The sequence below is a fragment of the Leucobacter triazinivorans genome, assembly GCF_004208635.1.
GTDB classification, from domain to species: domain Bacteria; phylum Actinomycetota; class Actinomycetes; order Actinomycetales; family Microbacteriaceae; genus Leucobacter; species Leucobacter triazinivorans.
Genome location: NZ_CP035806.1, coordinates 1376320 through 1396356 on the forward strand (window position 1 = coordinate 1376320; position 20037 = coordinate 1396356).

Consider the following 20037-nt stretch of genomic DNA (forward strand, 5'->3'; position numbering starts at 1 on the left):
GATTCCCGGGTCGCTGTTCGCAAATGTCAGGAGGCCTCTCGTGTCAGGATCACTCGCCCATATCTCGCAGCCACCTGCTGCTCAACCGCGAACGAGGGTGCGTCGATGGTTGTCCGTCCTGTTGGCGCTGTTCCTTCTCGCTGGTTCGTTCGCGCTGAACACTCCGGCGGCTCAGGCGGGCAGTCTCGGTGTCGGCTACGACATCGGGATGGGGTTCCTCGGCGCGTACAACACGGATGTGGACGGCCGGCAAGCGTATTGCGCGGACCTCGACGCCAACTCTCCGTTCTCACAGACCTACGGCCCCGAAACCGTCACGTCGTTGGATTCGCTGTCGCGGCAGCAGCTCGCAGAACTGAACTACGTCCTGGACAGGTGGGGGCAGTCGGGTGATCCGAACATCACCGCGGCCGTCGCCCTGCATGTGTGGTCGGTCACGAGCGCTGGCACCTACAACTCGCATGGCATGTCCGGTGACGACTACTACGTCGCCCGGGCGCCTGCGTCGGAACGGGCGACAATTCTCGCGAACCTCGCCACGATGCGGCAGGAAGCCGCGAGCTACGCGGTGACCGACCCGTCGTTGACGTTGAGCCTGGACATGGCGGACCAGTACGCCGGCACGCTCACCGTCGCCACCCACCCCGCAGGCCTCACAGGCACCGCGACGCTGTCGGATGCGGTGTTTGCCGATGGGTCGTCGTCTCGGACGATTGGCGCGGGTGTGCATCCGATCATGGGCACCCCCGCGGACGGGGTCCCGTCGTACCGGATCGGTGCGTCGATGAGCATCGCTGCCGCCGGTTACGGGGCAGCACTCGATCTGTATGTGACACCGGGCGCGCAGCGTCTGATCGCCGCGGTCGCAGGTTCCTCCACCGGGCTGTCGGCGTCGGCGGAGTCGCCGGTAATCGAGCTGGATTTCCAGCCGGAGATCACCACCCAGGTCGCCTCCCGCTACGTCGCTGAGGGTGACGCGTTCGTTGACGGGCTCACGGTGTCGGTGTCGAAGGGCACATGGATTCACCTGGACGGAGCCCCGGTCGAGGTGACCGCGACCGGCACCCTGTACGGGCCGTTCGATGAGCAGCCCACAGAAGCCGACACCCCACCCGCCGGCGCACCTATCGCGGGCACGGAGACCGTGACGCTCACCGGTGCCGGCTCGTACACCTCGCCCGGCACGATCATCGCGCCGGAGTCAGGGTTCTACACCTGGGTGTGGGCGATCGATAAGGACGCCCACGGAGATCATGCGAAGTACCTCACCGATTCCTTCACCGACCGCTACGGGCAAGTGACGGAGACGTCGGTGGTGCCATTCCAGCCGGTCGCGGTGTCGGAGGCGGATCAGCGCCTCGCCGTCCCCGGCGACGCCCTCACGGACACCATCACCGTGTCCAGCTCGAACGGGGCCTGGCTGAAGAAGGACGGCGCACCGATTCCGGTGGTCTTCGAGGGCACCGCCTACCAAGTCCCCGGCACCCTCCCTCCCACGCAGAACCGGGTGATTAATGTGGCGGCGGTGCCGCTCGGCACGGTCACCGTCACAGCTGATGGGCCTGGCGTGTATACGTCGCCGTCGGTGGTGGCGCCGTCGGGTGGGTTCGTGACCTGGGTGTGGGAGGTGCGGAAGTCGTCGCAGCCGGAATGGGTGCGCGACTACCTCGCAAACGATTGGCAGGACGACTACGGCATCAACGTGGAGACGACCTCGGTCCGGTGGCCGATCACGGTGACGTCGCTGATGCGGGAGTACAACGTGCACCCCGGCGGACGCGCATTCGATGTCGTGACCGTGTCCGGGTTCCCCGCAAACCACGGTGACTTCACCGGTGACGGGTACTGGGGTGCGGATGTCGATGAGCTCCGCCACACCGTCTACGGCCCCTTCACCACCGACACGGAACTCACTGACGATCTCGACCTCACCACCGCACCCGTGCTGGCGGAGCTGATGACGCCGGCTCGGAATGGGGTCTACAAGCTCGGGTACACGGATGAGGACCAGATCGTGCCGACCGAGCCCGGCTTCTACGTCCTCGTGACGACGTTCACTGGTGATGATCGGGTGCAGCCGTACCAGTCGTCCCCGGCGGATGTCCTGGAACGCTTCTACGTCCCACCCACCGGCACCGAGGTACCCGTGTCGGTGATCACCCAGGCAACCCCGGAAGCGCTCGTCGGTGAACCCTTCTCGGATACCGCACTCGTGCAGGGCACGAAGATTCCCGACGGCGCGTACCTGGTGTTCCGCGCGTACGGGCCGCACCCGGCAGACGCCGACCCGGTGTGCGAGGTGCCGTTCTTCGAGAGCGACGAGATCCCTGTCGCCCAGGCAGGTGTCTATCGTTCCGGCACCACCAGCGTCGATGCGGCGGGGAACGTGTACTGGATCGAAACGCTCTACGACAGCGATGGCGGGATCATCGCTGAGGGTGAGTGCGGGGCGCCGGGTGAGACGACGGTCGTCAAAGAGCAGCCCGAAGAGCTGATCGTGAAGACGAACGCGGTGCCGACCGTCACGCTGGGTGATCCGGCGCATGATGTCGCGACCGTCACCGGCACTGTCCCCGACGGCGCGCAACTCTGGTTCGAGGCGTACCGGCAGGATGGCGAAACCGCCACCTGTACCCCGGAGGAACTGGTGTTCACCTCGACAGTGATCGAGTTGGACGGACCGGGCGAGTATCGCTCCGACGAGGTGATCTTCGACCGGACTGGCGTCTACTACTGGGTGGAGACCGTCACCGACGCCGAGGGCACGAGCCTGCACCGCGGCGTCTGCGGCGCACCGGACGAAACCACCACCGTCACCGACTCACCAGACGAGCCCGACAAGCCCGGGACACCGGGTGAGCTCGCACAGACCGGCGGTGGTGACTGGTGGCCGCTCGGCCTCGCAGGCGGCCTGATCGCAGCGGCGACGGGTGGGGTGCTGCTGTTCGGGCGTCGCCTCGCGATCGCCCGCGAACGCAACGGCCATGTCCGTGAAGAGGACATGGGGTTCGAGGAGTTCAAGGCCCAGTTCGAGGGAGCAAAGGAGGACTAACGAAGCTGCTGATCCGCTGGCACCCCCAACACTGCGGGTCAGCACGGGAGGGCACGAACCACCCCCAGGTTCGTGCCCTCCCACCTTTCCGCGCCAAAGCGTCTCGCGGCGCTTGGGGCGGTGCGGGTGCACCTGCATGGCGACACCCCTGCACCCGTTTGGAAGGACCCTCTGTGACGCCGAAGCCGCGCGACCGCCGCACCCACCCCGACCACCAGCCCCCACGCATGGCAAAGTCGCCGAAGTCTGAATCGGGCGGGCCAGTGGTCGTGCCGGTCGTGGAGTTCACCATCGACGGCGACGCGTCGATGACGGTCACGGTGGATGGGGTGCCGTATCTGCCGGAGCCGTTCGCGCCCGGCTGGCGGCGCGAGTCGTTCCCGACGATCCTCGACACCCTCACCGCCCGCTACCGGACGCCGCTGCGCGTGCAGGTGCGGGAAGCAGACGGGTCGACGTTCACCGACATCATCACCCCACCCCGCGAACGCCCCGCCCCGAAGGCCTGGGAAACACCACCGTCAGCTCCGACTCCGCCGATTAAGTCGGTGCCACCGGTGCTGCATCAGGTCATGGGCTCGGGATTCGTGCCGGGCGAGGATGTCGCGGTCGCGATCATCCACGCCCACAGCGACGCCAGCGGTGACGGTATTGCTCGCGCCGTCCTCACCACCGAACAGGCCGCAGCCGCGGTGACAGGTGAAGTGATCCTCCTCGGTCGCGTCTCCGGCACCCTCACCATCGGCAGAATCCAATGAGCACCCCAAGACAGAGCGGGGCGCTCGGTGATGAGCTGGCGAACCTCGGCATCATCGCCCTCATCGCCGGAGCCTGCCTCGCCGTCATCCTCCGTATCGCCGGCAGCATCACCGCCTGGGCTACCGGGGTCACCCAACCGTCGGGCGGGATCGAAGCCGGCCTCGGCGTGCTCCTGCGCCCCGGTGATCCGGGTGCCGCGCTCGGCGCCGACGGTCTCAACGCCGTCGTCTACTGGGTCGTCGCCGGCGCCCTGATCACCGCGGTCGGGGCGGCGGGTTGGTGGGCGGGGCGGACGTTCCGGGAACAGGCACGGCGCACGAAGGTCGACCCATACCGGATCGCCGGGATCGCCACTCGCACTGACGTGGCCACGGCTGCATCGGAGAAGTCACTGCTGCGTCGCGCCGGGCAGCTCCGCCCGTCGATCCAGAGCCCGGCGGTCGGAGATGTGGGCTATCTCCTGGGTGCGTCGCGGGGCGTGAACGTGTGGGCGAGTGTGGAGGACTCGATCCTGCTGATCGGGCCACCACGCTCGGGGAAGGGCCTGCATGTGGTGATCAACGCGATCCTCGACGCACCTGGCGCGGTCGTTACCACCTCCACCCGCCCCGACAACCTCACCGCCACCCTCAACGCCCGAAGCACCGACGACCGCCCTGTCGCGGTGTTCGACCCGCAACACCTCGCAGAAGGCGTCCCGGCAGGACTCCGATGGTCGCCGATCCGGGGGTGCGAGGACCCGTTGACCGCGATGATCCGCGCCACCGGACTTGCCGCCGGCACCGGCCTCTCCGCCGGCGGCGTCGAAGGCGGCGACTTCTGGGAAGGGAAAACCCGCACCGCCCTCCAAGCCCTACTCCATGCCGCCGCGTTGGATCACCGTTCACCTGCCGAGTTGTTCCGGTGGACACTTGACCCGGCTGCGGCGTCGGATGCGGTCGCGATCCTCACCGCGAACCCGAACGCCGCAACAGGGTGGGCGGACTCGTTGCAAGCCATGATCGACGCAGACCCGAGAACCCGCGACTCCATCTGGCAAGGCGTCTCGCTGTCCTTGGCGGCACTCGCTGACCCGAGAGTGCTCGACGCGGTCAGCCCCGGCCCGGATGAACGGTTCAATCCCGAAGAGTTCCTCCGCAAGCGCGGCACCGTCTACCTCCTCGCAACGGGCACGGGGGCGAACAACAGTGCCGCGCTGGTGTCGGCGTTCGTGGAAGACCTCGTGGAAGCCGCCCGACGCCTCGCCGCCCGATCACCCGCCGCCCGCCTCGACCCACCCCTCTTGCTCGCTTTGGATGAGATCGGGAACCTTGCCCCGCTCCCGTCTTTGCCGACGTTGATGGCGGAAGGCGGCGGGACGGGGATCACGACGATGCCGGTGTTGCAGTCTCTCGCCCAGGCGCGGGAGAAGTGGTCGGACAACGCGGCCGGCGCGATCTGGGACGCCAGCATTGTGAAGATCATCCTCGGCGGAGCCTCCAACTCCCGCGACCTTCAAGACCTGACGACGCTCGTCGGGGAGCGTGACGAGATCACCGACTCCACCACGGTGGGGGACCACGGGTCCCGCACCGCGCAACGCTCCATCCGACGCGTGCCGATCATGCCACCCGACGTGATCCGCACCCTCCCATTCGGCACCGGCCTCATCCTCCTCCGCGCCGCACCACCGATCATCGCGCGCCTACGTGAGTGGACTTCCCGACGAGACGCGGCCGATCTTCAGTCGCATCGTTCGGAGATTGAGCAGTTGCTGCAACAGCGCCCATGACCCGGTCAACTGCGGGAGCTGGGTGTGCACCTGTCAGGTGAGCGGCGACGAGGGGTCGTTGCACGATCTGACAGGAGTATTCGGATGGCCATTCAGACGCAGCAGTCCATCTCGGGGTTCATCGCCACGCAGCCGCAGCTGACCGTGAGCGAGCACGGGATCTCACGGTTTCACGCTCGTATCGGGATTGAGCATTCTCGGCAGGAACCGGATGGGTCGTTCACGCAACTCGAGCCGACGTTCCATGGCCTCGCGATCTTCCGCAAGACGGCAGAGGAAGCAGCGGCGCGGTTCAGGAAAGGTGACCGGTTCGTCGCTTCCGGTCGCGTTCATGAGTACAACTACGACAAGGACGGAGAGACAGTAGCCGCGGAGGAGTTCATTGCCTCGCGTATCGGCCACGACCTTGCCCGCACTCGTTACGAGGTCGATCGGTCGCCCCGTCGTGAAGCCATCGCGCACGAACATGACGCGCTCGGTGACTCCGCGGTCGCGTCTGCCACCTCGCCGCAGCCCAAGGTGGCATCGCGTGCGAGTCTCTGAGACGGGGCGCGCGATGGATGAGAACACGGTTGAGGCGGAAGAGTTCAACGAAGACGACTTCGAGACAGAGTTCGAGGGGCCGCTGTTGGTCGAGCCGCCGCACCCCATCAACTGGAACCTGCTGGGCCCGGAAGACCTTGAAGCGGAATGGCTAGAGCTCAACCGCTGGGTGCACTGGCTGCGCCGAACCTATGGACTCCCAGCTTCCGTCGTTCCGCCGTTCTGGCATCACCACCCCGAACTGCTGTGGGAGCTCTCCGCCCTCCACCTGCACTGGCTCTGCTCATACGACTCAGAAAAGACCGGGTCAGCACCGTTCGCATGGCATCGAGACTTCGCCGACGCACGCCTACGGCTTCGCGACTGGGTCACAGGAATCGGCACACGCCTCGACCGCGACCGCCCCACCAGGCAGACCGCCTGGCCGGGCGAACCGCCAGCTCCACCCGTCGATGACACCGTGATCGAGGACCGGGAGACCGAATTCGTCGAGTTCGTCTATGCCGAAGTCGCAAAGCGACGGGAAGAGGAAGACGCCTTCTACCAGTCACTCGATCCCCGAACGGGGGAAGTCTCATGACCGACACCTCCGTCGCAGGAATCACCTCGCCGCTGCTCCACAGCCGCGATGTCGCGACCTATCTGAAGGTGTCAGAGTCCACCCTGTCCCGATGGCGGTCGGCGGGAACGGGGCCACCGTTCATCCGAATGAGTGGCATCGCCAGGTACCGACTCGAAGCTGTCGATGCTTGGCTGGCAGAGTTGGAACACGACCATGCCACGCGGGGGTGAGCCGTTCCCCAAGGCTGAGCCAAAGCCAGTGCCACCGGTCGGGGTGAAGATCTCTACCGACATGGAGCGCCGTACCTACGGCATCCGCGCCCGAGCCCGCTGGACCGACCCGATCACCAAACGACGAGTCATTCGCACCGAGATCGTCCCCGACGAAGCCGCAGCCCACAGCTTCTTCGACCAACTGCGGAACTCGTCCGTCAAAGGCATGGATACGGCAATGACGCTGACGGAGTTCGTCACCTCCATCGGGGAGCGGTGGGCGCGCGGGCTCGACCCGACATCGACGGGCGAAACCTACGGGTTCGGGTTGAAGCTACGGGTGCTGCCCGCGCTCGGGCACCTGCCCGTCACACAGATCACCGCCGGCATTATCGACCGCACCATCGACGGGTGGGAGCAACGCTACGGCGCCTCCACCATCAAGAACTCCATCGCACCACTCGTGCGGGTGCTCGACGAGGCAGTGCGTGACGGGCTGATCACGATCAACCCCGCGAAGAATCGCGCCAAGCGCAGCCTCAACCGGAACGCGTTCAGGAACCAGTCTGCCGAGCAAGCGTCACCGCGGGCGCACGCGATCCCGGATATGAAGACGCTCAACAAGCTCGCGAAAGCCTGCGAGAAGGTCGGCCAGTCCTACAGCGACTTCGTCATGCTCGCTGCACTCCTCGCTGCGCGCTCCTCCGAAGTGTCGGGGCTGCAGGTCGGGGATGTCCGGTTCGACAAGAACCTCGTCGTGATCTCCCGGCAGGTATTCCCCGGCAAGGGCGGCCTCATCACCAAACCAACCAAGAGCCGGAAAGAACGGCGCGTGCCGATCCTCGAACCCCTCCGCCCAGTGCTCGAACGACTCACTGCGGGCAAGGAGCCCGAAGACTCGCTCCTCGTCGGCCCGAAGGGTGGATATCTCACGACCGCGACGGTGCGCGACGCCACGGACTGGGACGCGATCGTTGCGAAGCTCGGACTGCCCAACCTCACTCGTCATGGGCTCCGCCACACTGGAGCGACGTGGATGGCCGACGCGGGCGTGCCACTGCATGTGCTCCAAGAGATCCTCGGACACGCCTCGATGGAGACCACCAGAGGATACTTGCACCCCGACGACCGACATCTCGCTTCGGCTGCCGAGCAGGCCAACGCGTTCCTCTCACCCTCCGGGCAGAAGCGTCACAGCTCACGCACCAGCCCGTCAACGCGAGGGCTCTGATGACCGCAGACGTAGCGCGAAGACGGCCTCGAAGAGCTCCTGGTCCCCTTTTGGTCCCCTTATCCACAGGCGAGCGTCTTCGAAGGGCTCTGGCCCGTCTCGGAAGCTAGGCCGTGAAGAGCGGAGGGGACCAGAAGGGGACCAACAAAAACCTGTCGCAAGACATGACAAAGCCCTGATGAAAACTACGTCTCATCAGGACTTTTCTGTCGGGCTGACAGGATTTGAACCTGCGACCCCCTGACCCCCAGTCAGGTGCGCTACCAAGCTGCGCCACAGCCCGTGGCATCATTTTTCAGTTGTTTCGGGCCGTCCGGGAAGGGTAAACCCCTTAACCCCCAGTCAAGTGCGCTACCAAGCTGCGCCACAGCCCGTTGCCACCACGCCTTCGCGAAGCAACCCCTCTATCTTACCCATACTCCGGGCACGCGAATGACCACGGAGGAACTCACTACGGAGCTAACGGCGAAACTCGCGCCGGATCCGCCGCCGGATCCGGCGCCGGCTCACCCGCCGGCCCCGCCGATCCCCTCCAGCGACGCCATGAGCAGCCCATCCTCCGCCTCGTTGCCCGGCAGCTCCAGGGCGCGCCGGTACGCCGCGGCGGCCCCCGCGAACTCCCCGAGCTCCTCGAACGTCACGGCCCGCGCCACGTGGAACGGACGAAACCGCTGCAGCGCGGCGTCGGCGGCGAGCGCGTCGAGCAGACGCATTCCCACGGCCGGCCCGCGCGCCCGGCCCAGCGCCACCGCGCGCCCCAGCCGCACCACCGGCCCCGGCTCGTACGCCTCGAGCATCCCGTAGAGCACCGCGATTTGATCCCAGTCGGTCTGCGCGAACGACGTCGCCTCCGCGTGCACGGCCGCGATCGCCGCCTGGATCGCATACGCGCCCGCCCCCGGCGCACCCGCGGCGGCCTCTGCCAGCGCGAGGCCCTCTCCGATCAGCTCCCGGTCCCAGAGCCCGCGATCCTGCTCGGCGAGCGGCACCGGCCGCCCGTCCACCGCTCCCACCCGCGCGGGCCGCCGAGCCTCCGTGAGCAGCAGCAGCGCCAGCAGCCCGGTGGTCTCGGCCGACGCGCCGTCGACCGCGAGCCCCCGCAGCACCCGCGCCAGCCGGATCGCCTCGGCGGTCAGGTCGTCGCGCACGTGCCCGGGTCCGTGCGACCGCGCGAAGCCCTCCGCGTACATCAGGTAGATCACCTTCTGCACCCCCGCCATCCGCGCCGCGAGTTCCGCGCGCGGCGGCTCGCCGAACGGCACCCCGAGCGTGCGGATCCGCTGCTTCGCCCGCACGATCCGCTGCTGCATCGTGGCCACGGGCACGAGCAGCGCGTGCGCCACCTCGGCGGTGCTGAGCCCGCCGACGAAGCGCAGCGTGAGCGCCACGCGATCCTCGGGCCGCATCACGGGGTGGCAGCACGCGAAGAACAGCCCGAGGCGGTCATCGGGCACGGGATCGCGAACCTGCGCACCCGCGACGACCGCGGGATCCCCGAGCCCTGCGGGCACCGGCCCCCGCTCCTCCTCGATGCGCACCCGCGCCAGCTTCTGCGCCAGCACGCTCTCGCGCCGCACGTGGTCGAGCGCCTTGCGCCTGGCCGTCGTCTGCAGCCACGCCTCGGGCGACTCGGGCACGCCGGTGCGCGGCCAGGTCTGCAGCGCCTGCGTCAGCGCCTCCTGGGTGGCGTCCTCGGCGAGATCGAGGTCGCCGAAGCGCCGGGCGAGGGTGGCGAGAATGCGGGCGCGGGCGTCGCGGTCGATCGCCGCGAGCGCCTCGCGCACCGCATCACCCGTCATCTCGCACCGCCGAGATCGACGACCGGCCGAGCATCCCGGATCAATACGGGGCGAGCGGGCGGATCTCCACGTGCCCGCCCGGCGCCGAGGCCGGGCTCTTGCGCGCCCACGCGACGGCCTCGTCGATGTCGGCCACCTCGATGATGTAGCCGCCGCCCACGAACTCCCGGACCTCGGCGAACGGACCGGAGGAGACGACGCGCTCGCCCTGGGCGTCGCTGCCGACGCTCACCCCCTGATCGGGATCCTCGAGCGCGAACGAGGTCACCACGACCCCCGCCTCGGTGATCTCGCGATCGAAGGCGAAGAACTCCTCGGGGCTCGCGCCCCCGTCTTCACCGCACGCCGGGTCGTCGACGTGTCCCATGAGCAGAAGTGCGTACTTCATGATGCCTCCTCGGTGGTGCTGCGCCGGCTGCGCGGTGCAGATCCGGCGGGATCGGATCGCCGAGCCGAGCGGCCCGACACCAGAATGACGAACGGGATCGGCCGAGATCGACAGCTCGCCGAAAAAATCTCTCGGGCGGGATGCATGCGTTGCGCACGACGCAGGAGAATGCATGCGTTGCGCACGACGCATGAGAGGGACGAAACCTCTGAGACGCACGGGGCGCGTGGGATCGACTGCACCCGCCCGCCGGGCGGTGGCCGCCGCGCACCCGCTACCCCTCCTGCTGGTCCTCGCGTCGCGGCTCGGGGCCGAAGCGGTAGGCGCGGCCCTTCAGCTCGTCGATGTCGATGCGCACGAAGGTCGGCTTGAGCGTGGGCACGAACGGACGCAGCGGCAGCTGCTCGGCGGCGAGGATCTCGTCCTCCTGCTCGAGCGCCCGGGCGCGGCCGCGCACCACCACGCTCCACCCCTCGGTCTCGCCGACCTCGTCGACCTCGAAGAGCACCGCGTTGTTGATCGTGAGCTCCACCAGCTTGCTGCCGGCGGCCGTGCGGAACACGATGGAGCGATCGTCGAGCACGAAGTTGATCGGCACGATGTCGATCACCTCGCCCACGCTCGTCACGAGGCGCCCCACCTTCTGGGTGCCGAGACGCGCCCGGCACTCGCTCTCCGACAGCACGGCGCTCGAATTCTCGTTCTCGCTCATGCCTTCATTCTTGCGCGATCGCGCGATTGAGGGAAGAGCGCGGGATCGGGGGGCGGATCCCGAGCAGCGGCGGGGTTCGACTCCTGCGTCGCCCACCCGGCGAGTCCCGCGGGTTTCGACTCCTGCGTCGCTCACCCGGCGAGTCCCGCTACGCTGAAACCATGAGCGACCTCCGCAACTCAGGCGACGCCTGGGTCACCGCAGCCGACGGCGGGCGCTACTGGGGGCGCTTCGGCGCGGCCGGGCTGCTGGCGCACGATCGCGCACTCGACGCGATCCTGCTGCAGCACCGCGTCACCTGGAGCGACCACGGCGACACCTGGGGCATTCCCGGCGGAGCCCGCCACGAGGGCGAGGCCGCGATCGACGGCGCGATCCGCGAGTCGCAGGAGGAGGCCGGCGTTCCCGATCACGCGGTGACGCCCCGCTACACCCACGTGCTCGATCGCGGCGGCTGGAGCTACACCACGCTCATCGCCGAGGTCGCCGCGCCCTTCACGCCGAGGATCACCGACCCCGAGAGCCACGCCCTCGAGTGGGTGCACGTCGACGAGGTCGAGGGCCGCCCGCTGCACCCCGCCTTCGCGGCGAGCTGGACCCTGCTGCGCCCGCTCCTCGACGCGTCGCCCGTCGTGGTCGTCGACGCGGCCAACGTGATCGGTAGCGTGCCCGACGGCTGGTGGAAGGATCGCCGCGGCGCCGCCGAGCGCCTGCGCGACCGGCTCGAGCGGCTGGCCGTGCAGGAGCACGGGATCCGCGCCGGCTTTCTCGACCTGCCCGAGACCCGCGTCGCCGGCCTCGACCGCGCATTCCCGGAGTGGGTGATGGTGGCCGAGGGGGTCGCGCGCGGGATCGGCAGCAGCCCGCACGTGCGCGTGGTCGACGCGCCCGAACTGGGCGACGACGCCATCGTCTCCGAAACCGCGAACGCGGCCGCGGCCGGCCGAGCCGTCGCCGTGGTGACGAGCGACGCCGAGCTCAAGACGCGCGCCCGCGCGGCGGGGGCCACGACGCGCGGCGTCAGGAAGCTGCTGCGGCTGCTGCCGGAGTAGCCGCGACCGACCGCCGGCGCCGCAGGGCCGCGACGACGCCGGCCGCGATGAGCCCCTGGCCCAGCGTGTACGTGAGCATCACCGCGCCGCCCGTCCACGCCGGCATCGCGTCGGGCACGAAGATGCGGAAGGCGAGTATCGCGTCCGACACCAGGAACCAGGCCCCGCCCCAGGCGATCACGGCGCCGCAGCGCGACGCCATCGCCGCAGTGGCCACGAGCAGCAGGCCGTAGATCATCACGGGCACCGTGAGCGCTCCGGTGTGGGGCACGAGCAGCGCCATCAGCGCCGCGTAGGCCGCGATGTAGACGAGCGACCACACGGGGAAGCGCCGCACGGCCACCCCGCGGGCCCGCCACATCAGCAGCACGTAGCCCACGTGCGCCAGCCCGAAGCAGAGCAGCATCATGGGCAGCTCGTCGTCGAACATGGGGAAGAACGTGGCGGCGCCGTCGCCGAGCCACGAGAATCCCACCGCGATGACGAGCAGCACGATGGCGCCCCGCGCCCCGCCCGCGCCGCCCGCGCCGCCCGCTCCGAGCAGGCCGGGCGACGGCGTCGCCGCGGCCCAGATCACGCCGAGCGCCAGCGCCGGCATCAGCAGCAGCTTGGTGGGCGCGTGGATCGGCAGCCCCAGGAAGAGCGCGAGCACGTGCACGACCGACACCGCCGCATAGGGCGCGAACGGCAGCAGCGCACGGGCTCGGGACGTCATGGGGAGCTCGTCAGGGTTCGACGAGGATCCCGTCGTCGTCGCACCACACCGCGGCACCGGGCCGGAACACCACGCCGCCGATCTCGACGTCGACGTCGACCTCGCCCGCGCCGGTCTTGGTCGACTTGGCCGGGTTCGACCCCAGGGCCTTCACGCCGAAGGGCAGGGTGCCGAGGGCCACGCGGTCGCGGATCGCGCCGTGGACGATGAGCCCCGCCCAGCCGTTGTCGACCGCGAGGCTCGCGATCACGTCGCCGACCAGCGCCGTCTCGAGCGATCCCCCGCCGTCGATCACCAGCACGGCGCCGTCGCCGGGGCCGCTGAGCAGCTCCTTGAGCAGCGCGTTGTCCTGAAAGCAGCGCACCGTGCGCACGGGGCCGCTGAAGCCGCTCATACCGCCGATGTTCTGAAACTGCAGCGACACCGAGCGCAGCCTCTCCCCCCGCTCGTCGTACAGGTCTGCAGTACTGATCTGCGACATCGTCGATTCTCCCTCCGAACCGGGCACTGGGGCCCTGGTGGGGATAACGCTACCCGGATCCTCCGACAAACGGGGCAGGCGGGCCACGGGACGCAAACTTGCGCCGGCCGCACAGTTAATGTACAAATGTACATGTACAGATGTACATTCGGGATCGAGCCGCAGACGGGAGGGCGCCATGACGGATTCGAGCACGCCTGCGTCGCAGGGCGCCGAGTCGAGCGGCACCCGCCGACGCCGCGACCCGGAGGGCCGGCGCCGCGCGATCCTCGCCGCCGCCGCCGAGCTGATCGTCGAGCACGGCGCGGCCGCGCTCACCCACCGCGCCGTCGCCGCGCGGGCGAACGTGCCCCTGGGGTCGACCACCCAGTACTTCGGGTCGATCGACGAGCTGCGCGAGACGGCCCTGCAGCGGCTCTCCGACGAGATCGACGACGAGCTGGCCCTCATGGAACCGCACCTCGCGGAGTTCGTCACGAGCCCGGATCGCGCCGTCGATCAGCTGCTCGAGTACCTGCGCGACACGCGCGTGCTGCACGCCGACATCGCGCTCATGACCACAGGCGTCACCGATCCCCGGCTGCGCCCGCTGGCGCTGCGGTGGACCGACCGCCTGACCGACATGCTCACCCGGCACATCGGCCACGAGCGGGCCGCCGCGATCGCTGTCTACCTCGACGGCGTCACGATGCACGCGGGCCTGCACGAGCAGCCGCTCGCGCACCACGAGATCACGCGCGTGCTGCGCGCCCTCGCCGTGATGCCGCTCGGGCAGCGGCCGGGAGCGGATCCGGCGCAGGATCCCGACCCCGCGGCCGCGCAGGATCCCGATCCCGCAGCCGCGCAGGATCCCGACCCCGGCCCGGACCACCCGGCTCCCGCCCCCCGACCCGAACCACCCCGCACCACCGACCACGCACAGGACCGATCATGACCACCCCCATCGACACCGCAGCCACCCCGGCCGGCACGACGCTCAGTCGCGCCCGTCGCTGGGCCGCCGTGGCAGTGCTCACCGCGAGCCTGCTCGTCATCACGATGGACATGACGATCCTCAACATCGCGCTGCCCGAGATGGCCGCCGAACTCCACCCCACCTCCGATCAGCAGCTGTGGATCATCGACGTGTACTCGCTCGTGCTCGCGGGCCTGCTCGTCTCCTTCGCGGCGATCGCCGACCGCTGGGGCCGCAAGCGCATGCTGCTGCTCGGCTACTCGATCTTCGGCGCCGCGTCGCTGCTCGTGCTGTTCGCGAACAGCGCCGAGGGCGTCATCGCCATCCGGGCCCTGCTGGGCGTCGGCGGCGCCATGATCATGCCGATCACGCTGTCGCTGATCCGCGTCATCTTCACCGACCCGAAGGAGCGCGCCACCGCCCTCAGCATCTGGGCCGCGGTGTCGGGTCTCGGCGCCGCCGTGGGCCCGCTCATCGGCGGGCTGCTGCTCGAGCACTTCTCCTGGCACGCCGCGTTCCTCATCAACGTGCCCCTGATGGTGGCCGGAGTGATCGCCGGGATCGTCATCCTGCCCGAGTCGCGGGTGGCGAAGCCGGGCCGCTGGGACGCGCTGGCCGCGCTGCTCTCGCTCGTCGGCATGACCCTGCTCGTGTGGGCGATCAAGACGTTCGGCAAGGAGTCCAGCTTCCTCGTGCCCGAGGCGCTCGCCGCCTTCGCCGCCGGAGCCGCGCTGCTCGCGTGGTTCATCGTGCGCTGCATGCGCAGCAGCTCGCCCCTGCTCGAGCTGCGGCTCTTCCGCAACCGCGAGTTCTCGGCGGGGATCGTCGCGGCGCTCGGGTCGATGTTCGCCATGGCCGCCGCCCTCCTGCTCATCGCCCAGTGGATGCAGCTCGTCGACGGCGCCTCGCCCGTCGAGGCCGGCGTGCGCCTCTTCCCGATCGCCATCGCGGGCGCGGTGGCGTCGCTCTCGGCTCCCCCGCTCGCTCGACTCATCGGCGCGCGCGCCGTGCTGGCCGGCGGTGTGGGTCTCGCCGGCGTCGGCATGCTCATCATCGCGCTGCAGCCGGGCACGCTGAGCACGCTGACCGTGCTCATCGCGCTCACGCTCGTGGGCGCGGGAACGGGATCGCTGGCCATCGGCTCGGCCATGATCATGCACGGCTCCCCCGAGGAGAAGGCGGGTAACGCGGGCGCCCTCGAAGAGACGTCGTACGAACTGGGAGCCGTGCTCGGCGTCGCGATCCTCGGCAGCATCTCGGCGCTCATCTACCGCGCCGAGCTGATCGCCTCGGGTGCGCTCACCGGGCTCGACGCCACGCTCGCCGCGCAGGCGGAGGCGTCGCTGGGCGCCGCCGTCGCCATCTCGGCCGAGGCGCAGGCGCCCGCGCTCGCCCACGAGGCCGGCGTGGCCTTCACGCACTCGCTGCAGGCGACGGGGATCGCGGGCGGCGTCATCATGCTCGCGGTCGCGGCGCTCGTGTTCGTCATGACGCCCCGCGGCACCGACGTGTCGGGCGTCTCGCACTAGGTGCGGGGTCCGCGAGCCCTCACGGGCGTCGCCGGCATCGCGGCCCTCGCAGCCCTCGCGGGCATCGCGGGCGTCGGCGGCCCCGTCCGGTGCGAGGAGCCCGCGGCCGGAGGCGGGCCGGCCGGGCGCGGCGCGCCTCGAAGGGTGGTACCCCGGTACGAGCATCGCGATACCGGGGCAGGACGCGCACGATGCCGCGGCGCACGTAGCGTGGAGGCATCACGCAGCACCACTCCGATCCGCAGCGATCCCCAGCCGAAAGGACACCGCCCATGACCGCCGCAGCCCTCACCCCCGAGACCACAACAACCACCACCACCGAGACCCGGCCCGCCGCCGAGGACGCCCGCGGCTTCGCCATCACGAGCTTCGTGCTCGGGATCGCGTCGGTGGTGAGCGGCTGGACCTTCGTCGCACCCATCACCGGCCTGATCCTCGGCGTCATCGCCCTGCGCCGCGACACCACCGAGCGCACCCTCGCACTCTGGGGGGTCTGGCTCAACGGCGTCATGCTGGCCTTCACGGTGCTCGCGGCACTCGTGCTGCTCGCTCTCGTGGCCTTCGGCCTCTTCACGGTGCCGTTCTGGTCCTGATCCCGGCTGCCGCACCGCACCGGTCCTCCTGGCTCCCGCGCCGACCGCGGCCGCACCGGCGATCCCGGCGGCCGATCCCGCCCCGCCCGCCGCGCCAGCCGTGGCCGCACCGATCCTCGCGGCAACCGCACCAGGCACCCCCGCACAGGTGATCCCGGCGGCCGACCCCGCTCCGCCCGTTAGCCCCGCTCCGCCCGCTCCGCGGATCCCTCTCGGATCTCGGGCGGGCGCGGCGGGTAGACCCAGGTCACCATGACCACCGAGATGATCATCAGCAGGAACCAGGCGATCATCTTCTGCGGCGACACCGGCTCCCAGCCGCCCTCCTGGTGCGGGTAGAGCCATGCTCCGGCCCAGGTGCCGATATTCTCGGCGAGCCAGATGAACAGCGCCACCCCGACGAACACCAGCAGCAGCGGCACCCGCAGGGTCACCCGCCACACCCGGAAGTGCATGACGGTGCGCCACCACAGCAGCACGACGAGCACGAGCAGCACCCAGCGCAGATCCCAGATGAAGTGGTGGCTGAAGAAGTTCACGTAGATGCCCACCGCCACGAGGGTCGTGGCCCAAACGCGCGGGTACCGGTCGAAGCGCAGGCCGTGCAGCCGGTAGACGCGCACCATGTACGATCCCACGGCCGCGTACATGAATCCGCTGAAGAGCGGCACCGCGCCGATCCGCAGCACCCCCTCGGCCTCGTAGGCCCAGGATCCCACGTCGGTCTTGAAGAGCTCCATCGCCGTTCCCGTGATGTGGAACAGCACGATCACCCACAGCTCCCGTCCGCTCTCCAGCCGAAACGCGAGCATGCCGACCTGGATCAGGATCGCCGCGATGGTCAGCGCGTCGTTACGGGCGAGCGGGGCGTCGTCGGGGTACCAGAGCCGCGCCGCCACGAGCACGGCGAGCAGCAGCGCGCCGAACACGCACGCCCACGCCTGCTTGAGCACGAAGACCACGCACTCGATGAGCATGTGCCGCGGCCCCCTGGCCGGCTTGTCGGCGAGGATCCGGTTCGCCGCACGGTCGATCGCGGCCTCGAGCCGCGTGAAGTCGCGACCGGGGTCGGAGGTCTCAGGAGTCACCACACACCGAGGCTAGCGCGCCGCGGTTGAGCGCCCGCACCAGCCCCCAGGCACCAGGCACCAGGCACCAGGCACCAGCCCGACGCTCACCGCCACCCGTGCAGGAGAAAACCACTCACGCAGGAGGGAAGCGGCGAAGCCGCCCTGCATGAGTGGTTTTCTCCTGCGCGAGCGCCCGGAACGGCAGCACCACGGCGAAACAGCCAGAAATGGCTGTTTCGGAGCGACGACCCCAGCTCCTAACGTCGCTGTCGTCGCTCACGGATGCGCATGTTGAGCACGATGGGGCTGCCCTCGAAGCCGTAGCGCTCGCGCAGGCGGCGCTGGATGAAGCGGCGGTACTGCGGGTCGAGGAAGCCCGAGGTGAAGAGCACGAACGTCGGCGGGCGGTTCTGCACCTGGGTGCCGAACAGGATGCGGGGCTGCTTGCCGCCGCGCAGCGGGTGCGGGTGCTCCTGCACGAGTTCGGCGACGAAGGCGTTGAACTTCGCCGTGGGAATGCGGGTGTCCCACGACTCGAGCGCCGTCTCGAGGGCGGGGACGAGCTTCTCGAGGTGGCGGCCCGTGCGCGCCGAGATGTTGACACGCGGCGCCCAGTCGACATGCGCGAGATCCTGGTCGATCTCCCGCTCCAGGTACCGGCGACGGTCGTCGTCGAGCAGATCCCACTTGTTGAACGCGAGCACGAGGGCCCGGCCCGACTCGAGCACCAGGTCGATGATGCGCAGATCCTGATCGCTGATCTCCTGCGTCACGTCGATGAGCACGACCGCTACTTCGGCCTTCTCGAGCGCGGCAGCAGTGCGCAGGGACGCGTAGAAGTCGGCGCCCTTCTGCAGGTGCACGCGGCGGCGGATGCCGGCGGTGTCGACGAACGTCCACACGCGGCCGGCGATCTCGACCTGCTCGTCCACCGGGTCGCGCGTGGTGCCCGAGAGCTCGTTGACCACCACGCGCTCCTCGCCCGCGGCCTTGTTGAGCAGGCTCGACTTGCCCACGTTGGGGCGCCCGAGCAGCGCAACGCGGCGGGGGCCGAGCAGCTTGGGCTGCGCCACCGCCGACTCCTCGGGCAGCGCCTCGATCACCTGGTCGAGCAGGTCGGCCACACCCCTGCCGTGCAGCGCCGAGACGGTGTGGGGCTCGCCGAGCCCGAGCGACCACAGCTGCGCGGCCTCGGCCTCGAGCACCGCGTCGTCCACCTTGTTGGCGACGAGGAAGACCGGCTTCTTCGTGCGCCGCAGCAACTGCACCACCCGCTCGTCGGTCGCGGTGGGCCCGACGCGCGAGTCGACGACGAACATGACGACGTCGCACAGCTCGATCGCCACCTCGGCCTGCAGGGCCACCGAGGCGTCGATGCCCTTGGCATCGGGCTCCCAGCCGCCGGTGTCGACCAGGCTGAACCGGGTGCCGTTCCACTCGGCCGAGTAGGTCACCCGGTCGCGGGTGACGCCGGGCACATCCTCCACCACGGCCTCGCGGCGGCCCAGGATGCGGTTGACGAGCGCCGACTTGCCGACGTTGGGCCGGCCGACGATCGCGACTACCGGCAGCGTCTCGGCGACGGGCTCCCGGAAGCCGAGGAACTCCCCGTCCTCGCCGATGATCGCGAGGTCATCGTCCTCCAGATCGAAGGCGTCGAGGTTCGAGCGCATGGCGCGCAGGCGCTCCTCGTCGGTGACCTCGTCGCCCGCGGCGAAGTCGCCCCCCGCTGCGTCGAAGGCCGCGTCGAAGCCCTCGCCGGCCCCCGCGTCGAGGCCCGCGCCGAAGCCCTCGCCGACGATGATCTGCTCCTCGGGGACCGCCCCCGCGTCGAATACCTCCGGTCCGTCCTGTTCGGCGCCCGCGCCCGGATTCTGCTCGCTCATCACTTGCCCTCTTCCGCGGCGCCCTGCACCGCTCGTACGATGTCGACCACAGCCTGCACCGACTGCTCGAAGTCCAGTTCGCTCGTGTCGACGAGCGTCACCCCGGGGGCCGGGGTCATGAAATCCACCACGAGCGCGTCCTTCGCGTCGCGCGCGGCGATGTCGGCGAGCACCTGCTCGTGCGAGAGCCCCTCGAGCTCGCCGGCCCGGCGCTGCGCGCGCACCTCGGGCGAGGCCGTCATGAGGATGCGCACCGGCGCGTCGGGAGCGACCACGGTGGTGATGTCGCGCCCCTCGATCACCACTCCGGGCAGCCCCGAGTCGGCGACGATCTCGCGGAACATCCGGTTGAGACGCTCGCGCACCCCGGGGTGCTTCGAGACACGGCTCACCTGCCCGCTCACCGCGTGGTCGCGGATCGCGGCGGTCACGTCGTACGTCCGGTAGCTCTGGCCGTCGTGCAGCAGCACACCGATCCGCTGATCCCCGATCAGCGTCGAGGAGTACCGCCAGGAGTCCAGCAGCGCGAGCACCGCGGCCTCGTCGTCGAGATCGCTGCCCGTCTCGCGTGCGGCCCAGGCCAGCGCGCGGTAGGCGGCTCCCGTGTCGAGGATCCCGAAGCCGAGCCGCGCGGCCGACGCGCGCGACACACTCGACTTGCCGCTGCCCGCGGGGCCGTCGATCGCCACGAGGATCGGCGCGGCCGCGACGGTCGGCGCGTCCATCA

Annotated in this window: 19 protein-coding genes and 1 tRNA gene; 11 read left to right on the plus strand and 9 right to left on the minus strand. The window is 69.6% G+C overall.

Going from position 1 to position 20037, the window contains the following annotated elements; genetic code table 11:
• Nucleotides 1–121 precede the first annotated feature (121 nt).
• The 7 genes from EVS81_RS06290 (at nt 122) to EVS81_RS06320 (ending at nt 8130) form a co-directional block, all read left to right on the plus strand.
• Entirely contained in the window at nt 122–3052 is a 2931-nt protein-coding gene (locus tag EVS81_RS06290; protein ID WP_130109634.1) for a hypothetical protein, read from the plus strand.
• A gap of 173 nt (nt 3053–3225) precedes the next feature.
• Complete coding sequence (locus EVS81_RS06295; RefSeq protein ID WP_240740000.1) at nt 3226–3810, plus strand: hypothetical protein; 585 nt, start codon at nt 3226–3228, stop codon at nt 3808–3810.
• The gene (locus EVS81_RS06300) at nt 3807–5582 is read left to right on the plus strand and encodes a type IV secretory system conjugative DNA transfer family protein (RefSeq protein ID WP_130109635.1); all 1776 of its coding nucleotides are present in this window, start codon (nt 3807–3809) and stop codon (nt 5580–5582) included. Before EVS81_RS06295 ends, EVS81_RS06300 begins: the two co-directional genes overlap by 4 nt.
• Nucleotides 5583–5666: 84 nt before the next feature.
• Nucleotides 5667–6125 (plus strand): single-stranded DNA-binding protein, encoded by a 459-nt coding sequence (locus EVS81_RS06305; protein ID WP_130109636.1) that lies wholly within the window; start codon nt 5667–5669, stop codon nt 6123–6125.
• Between the two features lie 13 nt (nt 6126–6138).
• Complete coding sequence (locus EVS81_RS06310; protein WP_130109637.1) at nt 6139–6705, plus strand: hypothetical protein; 567 nt, start codon at nt 6139–6141, stop codon at nt 6703–6705.
• Nucleotides 6702–6917: a helix-turn-helix transcriptional regulator gene (locus tag EVS81_RS06315; RefSeq protein ID WP_130109638.1), complete on the plus strand. Its 216-nt coding sequence runs from the start codon at nt 6702–6704 to the stop codon at nt 6915–6917. The genes EVS81_RS06310 and EVS81_RS06315 overlap by 4 nt, the downstream gene beginning before the upstream one ends.
• Nucleotides 6918–6978: 61 nt before the next feature.
• Nucleotides 6979–8130: a tyrosine-type recombinase/integrase gene (locus EVS81_RS06320; protein WP_240740002.1), complete on the plus strand. Its 1152-nt coding sequence runs from the start codon at nt 6979–6981 to the stop codon at nt 8128–8130.
• 209 nt (nt 8131–8339) lie between these two features.
• On the opposite strand, the gene EVS81_RS06325 is transcribed toward EVS81_RS06320, so the two are convergent.
• The 4 genes from EVS81_RS06325 to EVS81_RS06340 all read right to left on the minus strand — a co-directional run bounded on the left by EVS81_RS06325 (nt 8340) and on the right by EVS81_RS06340 (nt 11029).
• A tRNA-Pro gene (locus EVS81_RS06325) sits at nt 8340–8413 on the minus strand.
• 223 nt (nt 8414–8636) lie between these two features.
• The gene (locus tag EVS81_RS06330) at nt 8637–9929 is read right to left on the minus strand and encodes an RNA polymerase sigma factor (protein ID WP_130109640.1); all 1293 of its coding nucleotides are present in this window, start codon (nt 9927–9929) and stop codon (nt 8637–8639) included.
• Nucleotides 9930–9969: 40 nt separating this feature from the next.
• Nucleotides 9970–10317 (minus strand): YciI family protein, encoded by a 348-nt coding sequence (locus EVS81_RS06335; protein ID WP_130109641.1) that lies wholly within the window; start codon nt 10315–10317, stop codon nt 9970–9972.
• A 274-nt stretch (nt 10318–10591) separates the two neighbouring features.
• A complete protein-coding gene (locus EVS81_RS06340; protein WP_130109642.1) occupies nt 10592–11029 on the minus strand; it encodes a pyridoxamine 5'-phosphate oxidase family protein in 438 nt (145 codons plus the stop codon).
• A 161-nt stretch (nt 11030–11190) separates the two neighbouring features.
• On the opposite strand from EVS81_RS06340, the gene EVS81_RS06345 reads away from it, so the two are divergent.
• Nucleotides 11191–12081 carry an NUDIX domain-containing protein gene (locus tag EVS81_RS06345; protein ID WP_130109643.1) on the plus strand — a complete coding sequence of 297 codons (891 nt, stop codon included), beginning with the start codon at nt 11191–11193 and terminating at the stop codon, nt 12079–12081.
• Here EVS81_RS06345 and EVS81_RS06350 read toward each other — a convergent pair.
• Together EVS81_RS06350 and rraA are read right to left on the minus strand one after the other, a co-directional pair.
• Nucleotides 12050–12796: a lysoplasmalogenase family protein gene (locus tag EVS81_RS06350; RefSeq protein ID WP_130109644.1), complete on the minus strand. Its 747-nt coding sequence runs from the start codon at nt 12794–12796 to the stop codon at nt 12050–12052. The genes EVS81_RS06345 and EVS81_RS06350 overlap by 32 nt on opposite strands.
• A 10-nt stretch (nt 12797–12806) precedes the next feature.
• Nucleotides 12807–13277, minus strand: a complete 471-nt coding sequence (gene rraA, locus EVS81_RS06355; protein WP_130109645.1) for a ribonuclease E activity regulator RraA — start codon at nt 13275–13277, stop codon at nt 12807–12809.
• Between the two features lie 178 nt (nt 13278–13455).
• Here rraA and EVS81_RS06360 point away from each other — a divergent pair, with 178 nt between their 5' ends.
• From EVS81_RS06360 to EVS81_RS06370, 3 genes are all read left to right on the plus strand, one after another.
• A complete protein-coding gene (locus EVS81_RS06360; RefSeq protein WP_130109646.1) occupies nt 13456–14211 on the plus strand; it encodes a TetR/AcrR family transcriptional regulator in 756 nt (251 codons plus the stop codon).
• The gene (locus tag EVS81_RS06365) at nt 14208–15761 is read left to right on the plus strand and encodes an MFS transporter (protein WP_130109647.1); all 1554 of its coding nucleotides are present in this window, start codon (nt 14208–14210) and stop codon (nt 15759–15761) included. Before EVS81_RS06360 ends, EVS81_RS06365 begins: the two co-directional genes overlap by 4 nt.
• A 272-nt stretch (nt 15762–16033) precedes the next feature.
• Complete coding sequence (locus EVS81_RS06370) at nt 16034–16354, plus strand: DUF4190 domain-containing protein (protein ID WP_205879401.1); 321 nt, start codon at nt 16034–16036, stop codon at nt 16352–16354.
• 179 nt (nt 16355–16533) lie between these two features.
• Here the strand turns inward: EVS81_RS06370 and EVS81_RS06375 are convergent, their stop codons facing one another.
• The 3 genes from EVS81_RS06375 to cmk all read right to left on the minus strand — a co-directional run bounded on the left by EVS81_RS06375 (nt 16534) and on the right by cmk (nt 20035).
• Entirely contained in the window at nt 16534–17445 is a 912-nt protein-coding gene (locus tag EVS81_RS06375) for a DUF817 domain-containing protein (RefSeq protein WP_240740004.1), read from the minus strand.
• A 236-nt stretch (nt 17446–17681) separates the two neighbouring features.
• On the minus strand, nt 17682–19310 hold the full coding sequence (der, locus tag EVS81_RS06380) for a ribosome biogenesis GTPase Der (protein WP_130109648.1): 1629 nt from the start codon (nt 19308–19310) through the stop codon (nt 17682–17684).
• Nucleotides 19310–20035, minus strand: coding sequence for a (d)CMP kinase (gene cmk, locus EVS81_RS06385; RefSeq protein ID WP_130111319.1), 726 nt, complete (start codon nt 20033–20035; stop codon nt 19310–19312). Before cmk ends, der begins: the two co-directional genes overlap by 1 nt.
• Between the last annotated feature and the right edge of the window lie 2 nt (nt 20036–20037).

What these genes read in the sequence shown, in the direction of transcription:
- EVS81_RS06300 (WP_130109635.1), top strand. Translation starts at nt 3,807, where the DNA reads ATGAGCACCCCAAGACAGAGCGGGGCGCTCGGTGATGAGCTGGCGAAC.
- EVS81_RS06305 (WP_130109636.1), top strand. Translation starts at nt 5,667, where the DNA reads ATGGCCATTCAGACGCAGCAGTCCATCTCGGGGTTCATCGCCACGCAG.
- EVS81_RS06310 (WP_130109637.1), top strand. Translation starts at nt 6,139, where the DNA reads ATGGATGAGAACACGGTTGAGGCGGAAGAGTTCAACGAAGACGACTTC.
- EVS81_RS06315 (WP_130109638.1), top strand. Translation starts at nt 6,702, where the DNA reads ATGACCGACACCTCCGTCGCAGGAATCACCTCGCCGCTGCTCCACAGC.
- EVS81_RS06320 (WP_240740002.1), top strand. Translation starts at nt 6,979, where the DNA reads ATGGAGCGCCGTACCTACGGCATCCGCGCCCGAGCCCGCTGGACCGAC.
- EVS81_RS06330 (WP_130109640.1), bottom strand. Translation starts at nt 9,929, where the DNA reads ATGACGGGTGATGCGGTGCGCGAGGCGCTCGCGGCGATCGACCGCGAC.
- EVS81_RS06335 (WP_130109641.1), bottom strand. Translation starts at nt 10,317, where the DNA reads ATGAAGTACGCACTTCTGCTCATGGGACACGTCGACGACCCGGCGTGC.
- EVS81_RS06340 (WP_130109642.1), bottom strand. Translation starts at nt 11,029, where the DNA reads ATGAGCGAGAACGAGAATTCGAGCGCCGTGCTGTCGGAGAGCGAGTGC.
- EVS81_RS06345 (WP_130109643.1), top strand. Translation starts at nt 11,191, where the DNA reads ATGAGCGACCTCCGCAACTCAGGCGACGCCTGGGTCACCGCAGCCGAC.
- EVS81_RS06350 (WP_130109644.1), bottom strand. Translation starts at nt 12,796, where the DNA reads ATGACGTCCCGAGCCCGTGCGCTGCTGCCGTTCGCGCCCTATGCGGCG.
- rraA (WP_130109645.1), bottom strand. Translation starts at nt 13,277, where the DNA reads ATGTCGCAGATCAGTACTGCAGACCTGTACGACGAGCGGGGGGAGAGG.
- EVS81_RS06360 (WP_130109646.1), top strand. Translation starts at nt 13,456, where the DNA reads ATGACGGATTCGAGCACGCCTGCGTCGCAGGGCGCCGAGTCGAGCGGC.
- EVS81_RS06365 (WP_130109647.1), top strand. Translation starts at nt 14,208, where the DNA reads ATGACCACCCCCATCGACACCGCAGCCACCCCGGCCGGCACGACGCTC.
- EVS81_RS06370 (WP_205879401.1), top strand. Translation starts at nt 16,034, where the DNA reads ATGACCGCCGCAGCCCTCACCCCCGAGACCACAACAACCACCACCACC.
- der (WP_130109648.1), bottom strand. Translation starts at nt 19,310, where the DNA reads ATGAGCGAGCAGAATCCGGGCGCGGGCGCCGAACAGGACGGACCGGAG.
- cmk (WP_130111319.1), bottom strand. Translation starts at nt 20,035, where the DNA reads ATGGACGCGCCGACCGTCGCGGCCGCGCCGATCCTCGTGGCGATCGAC.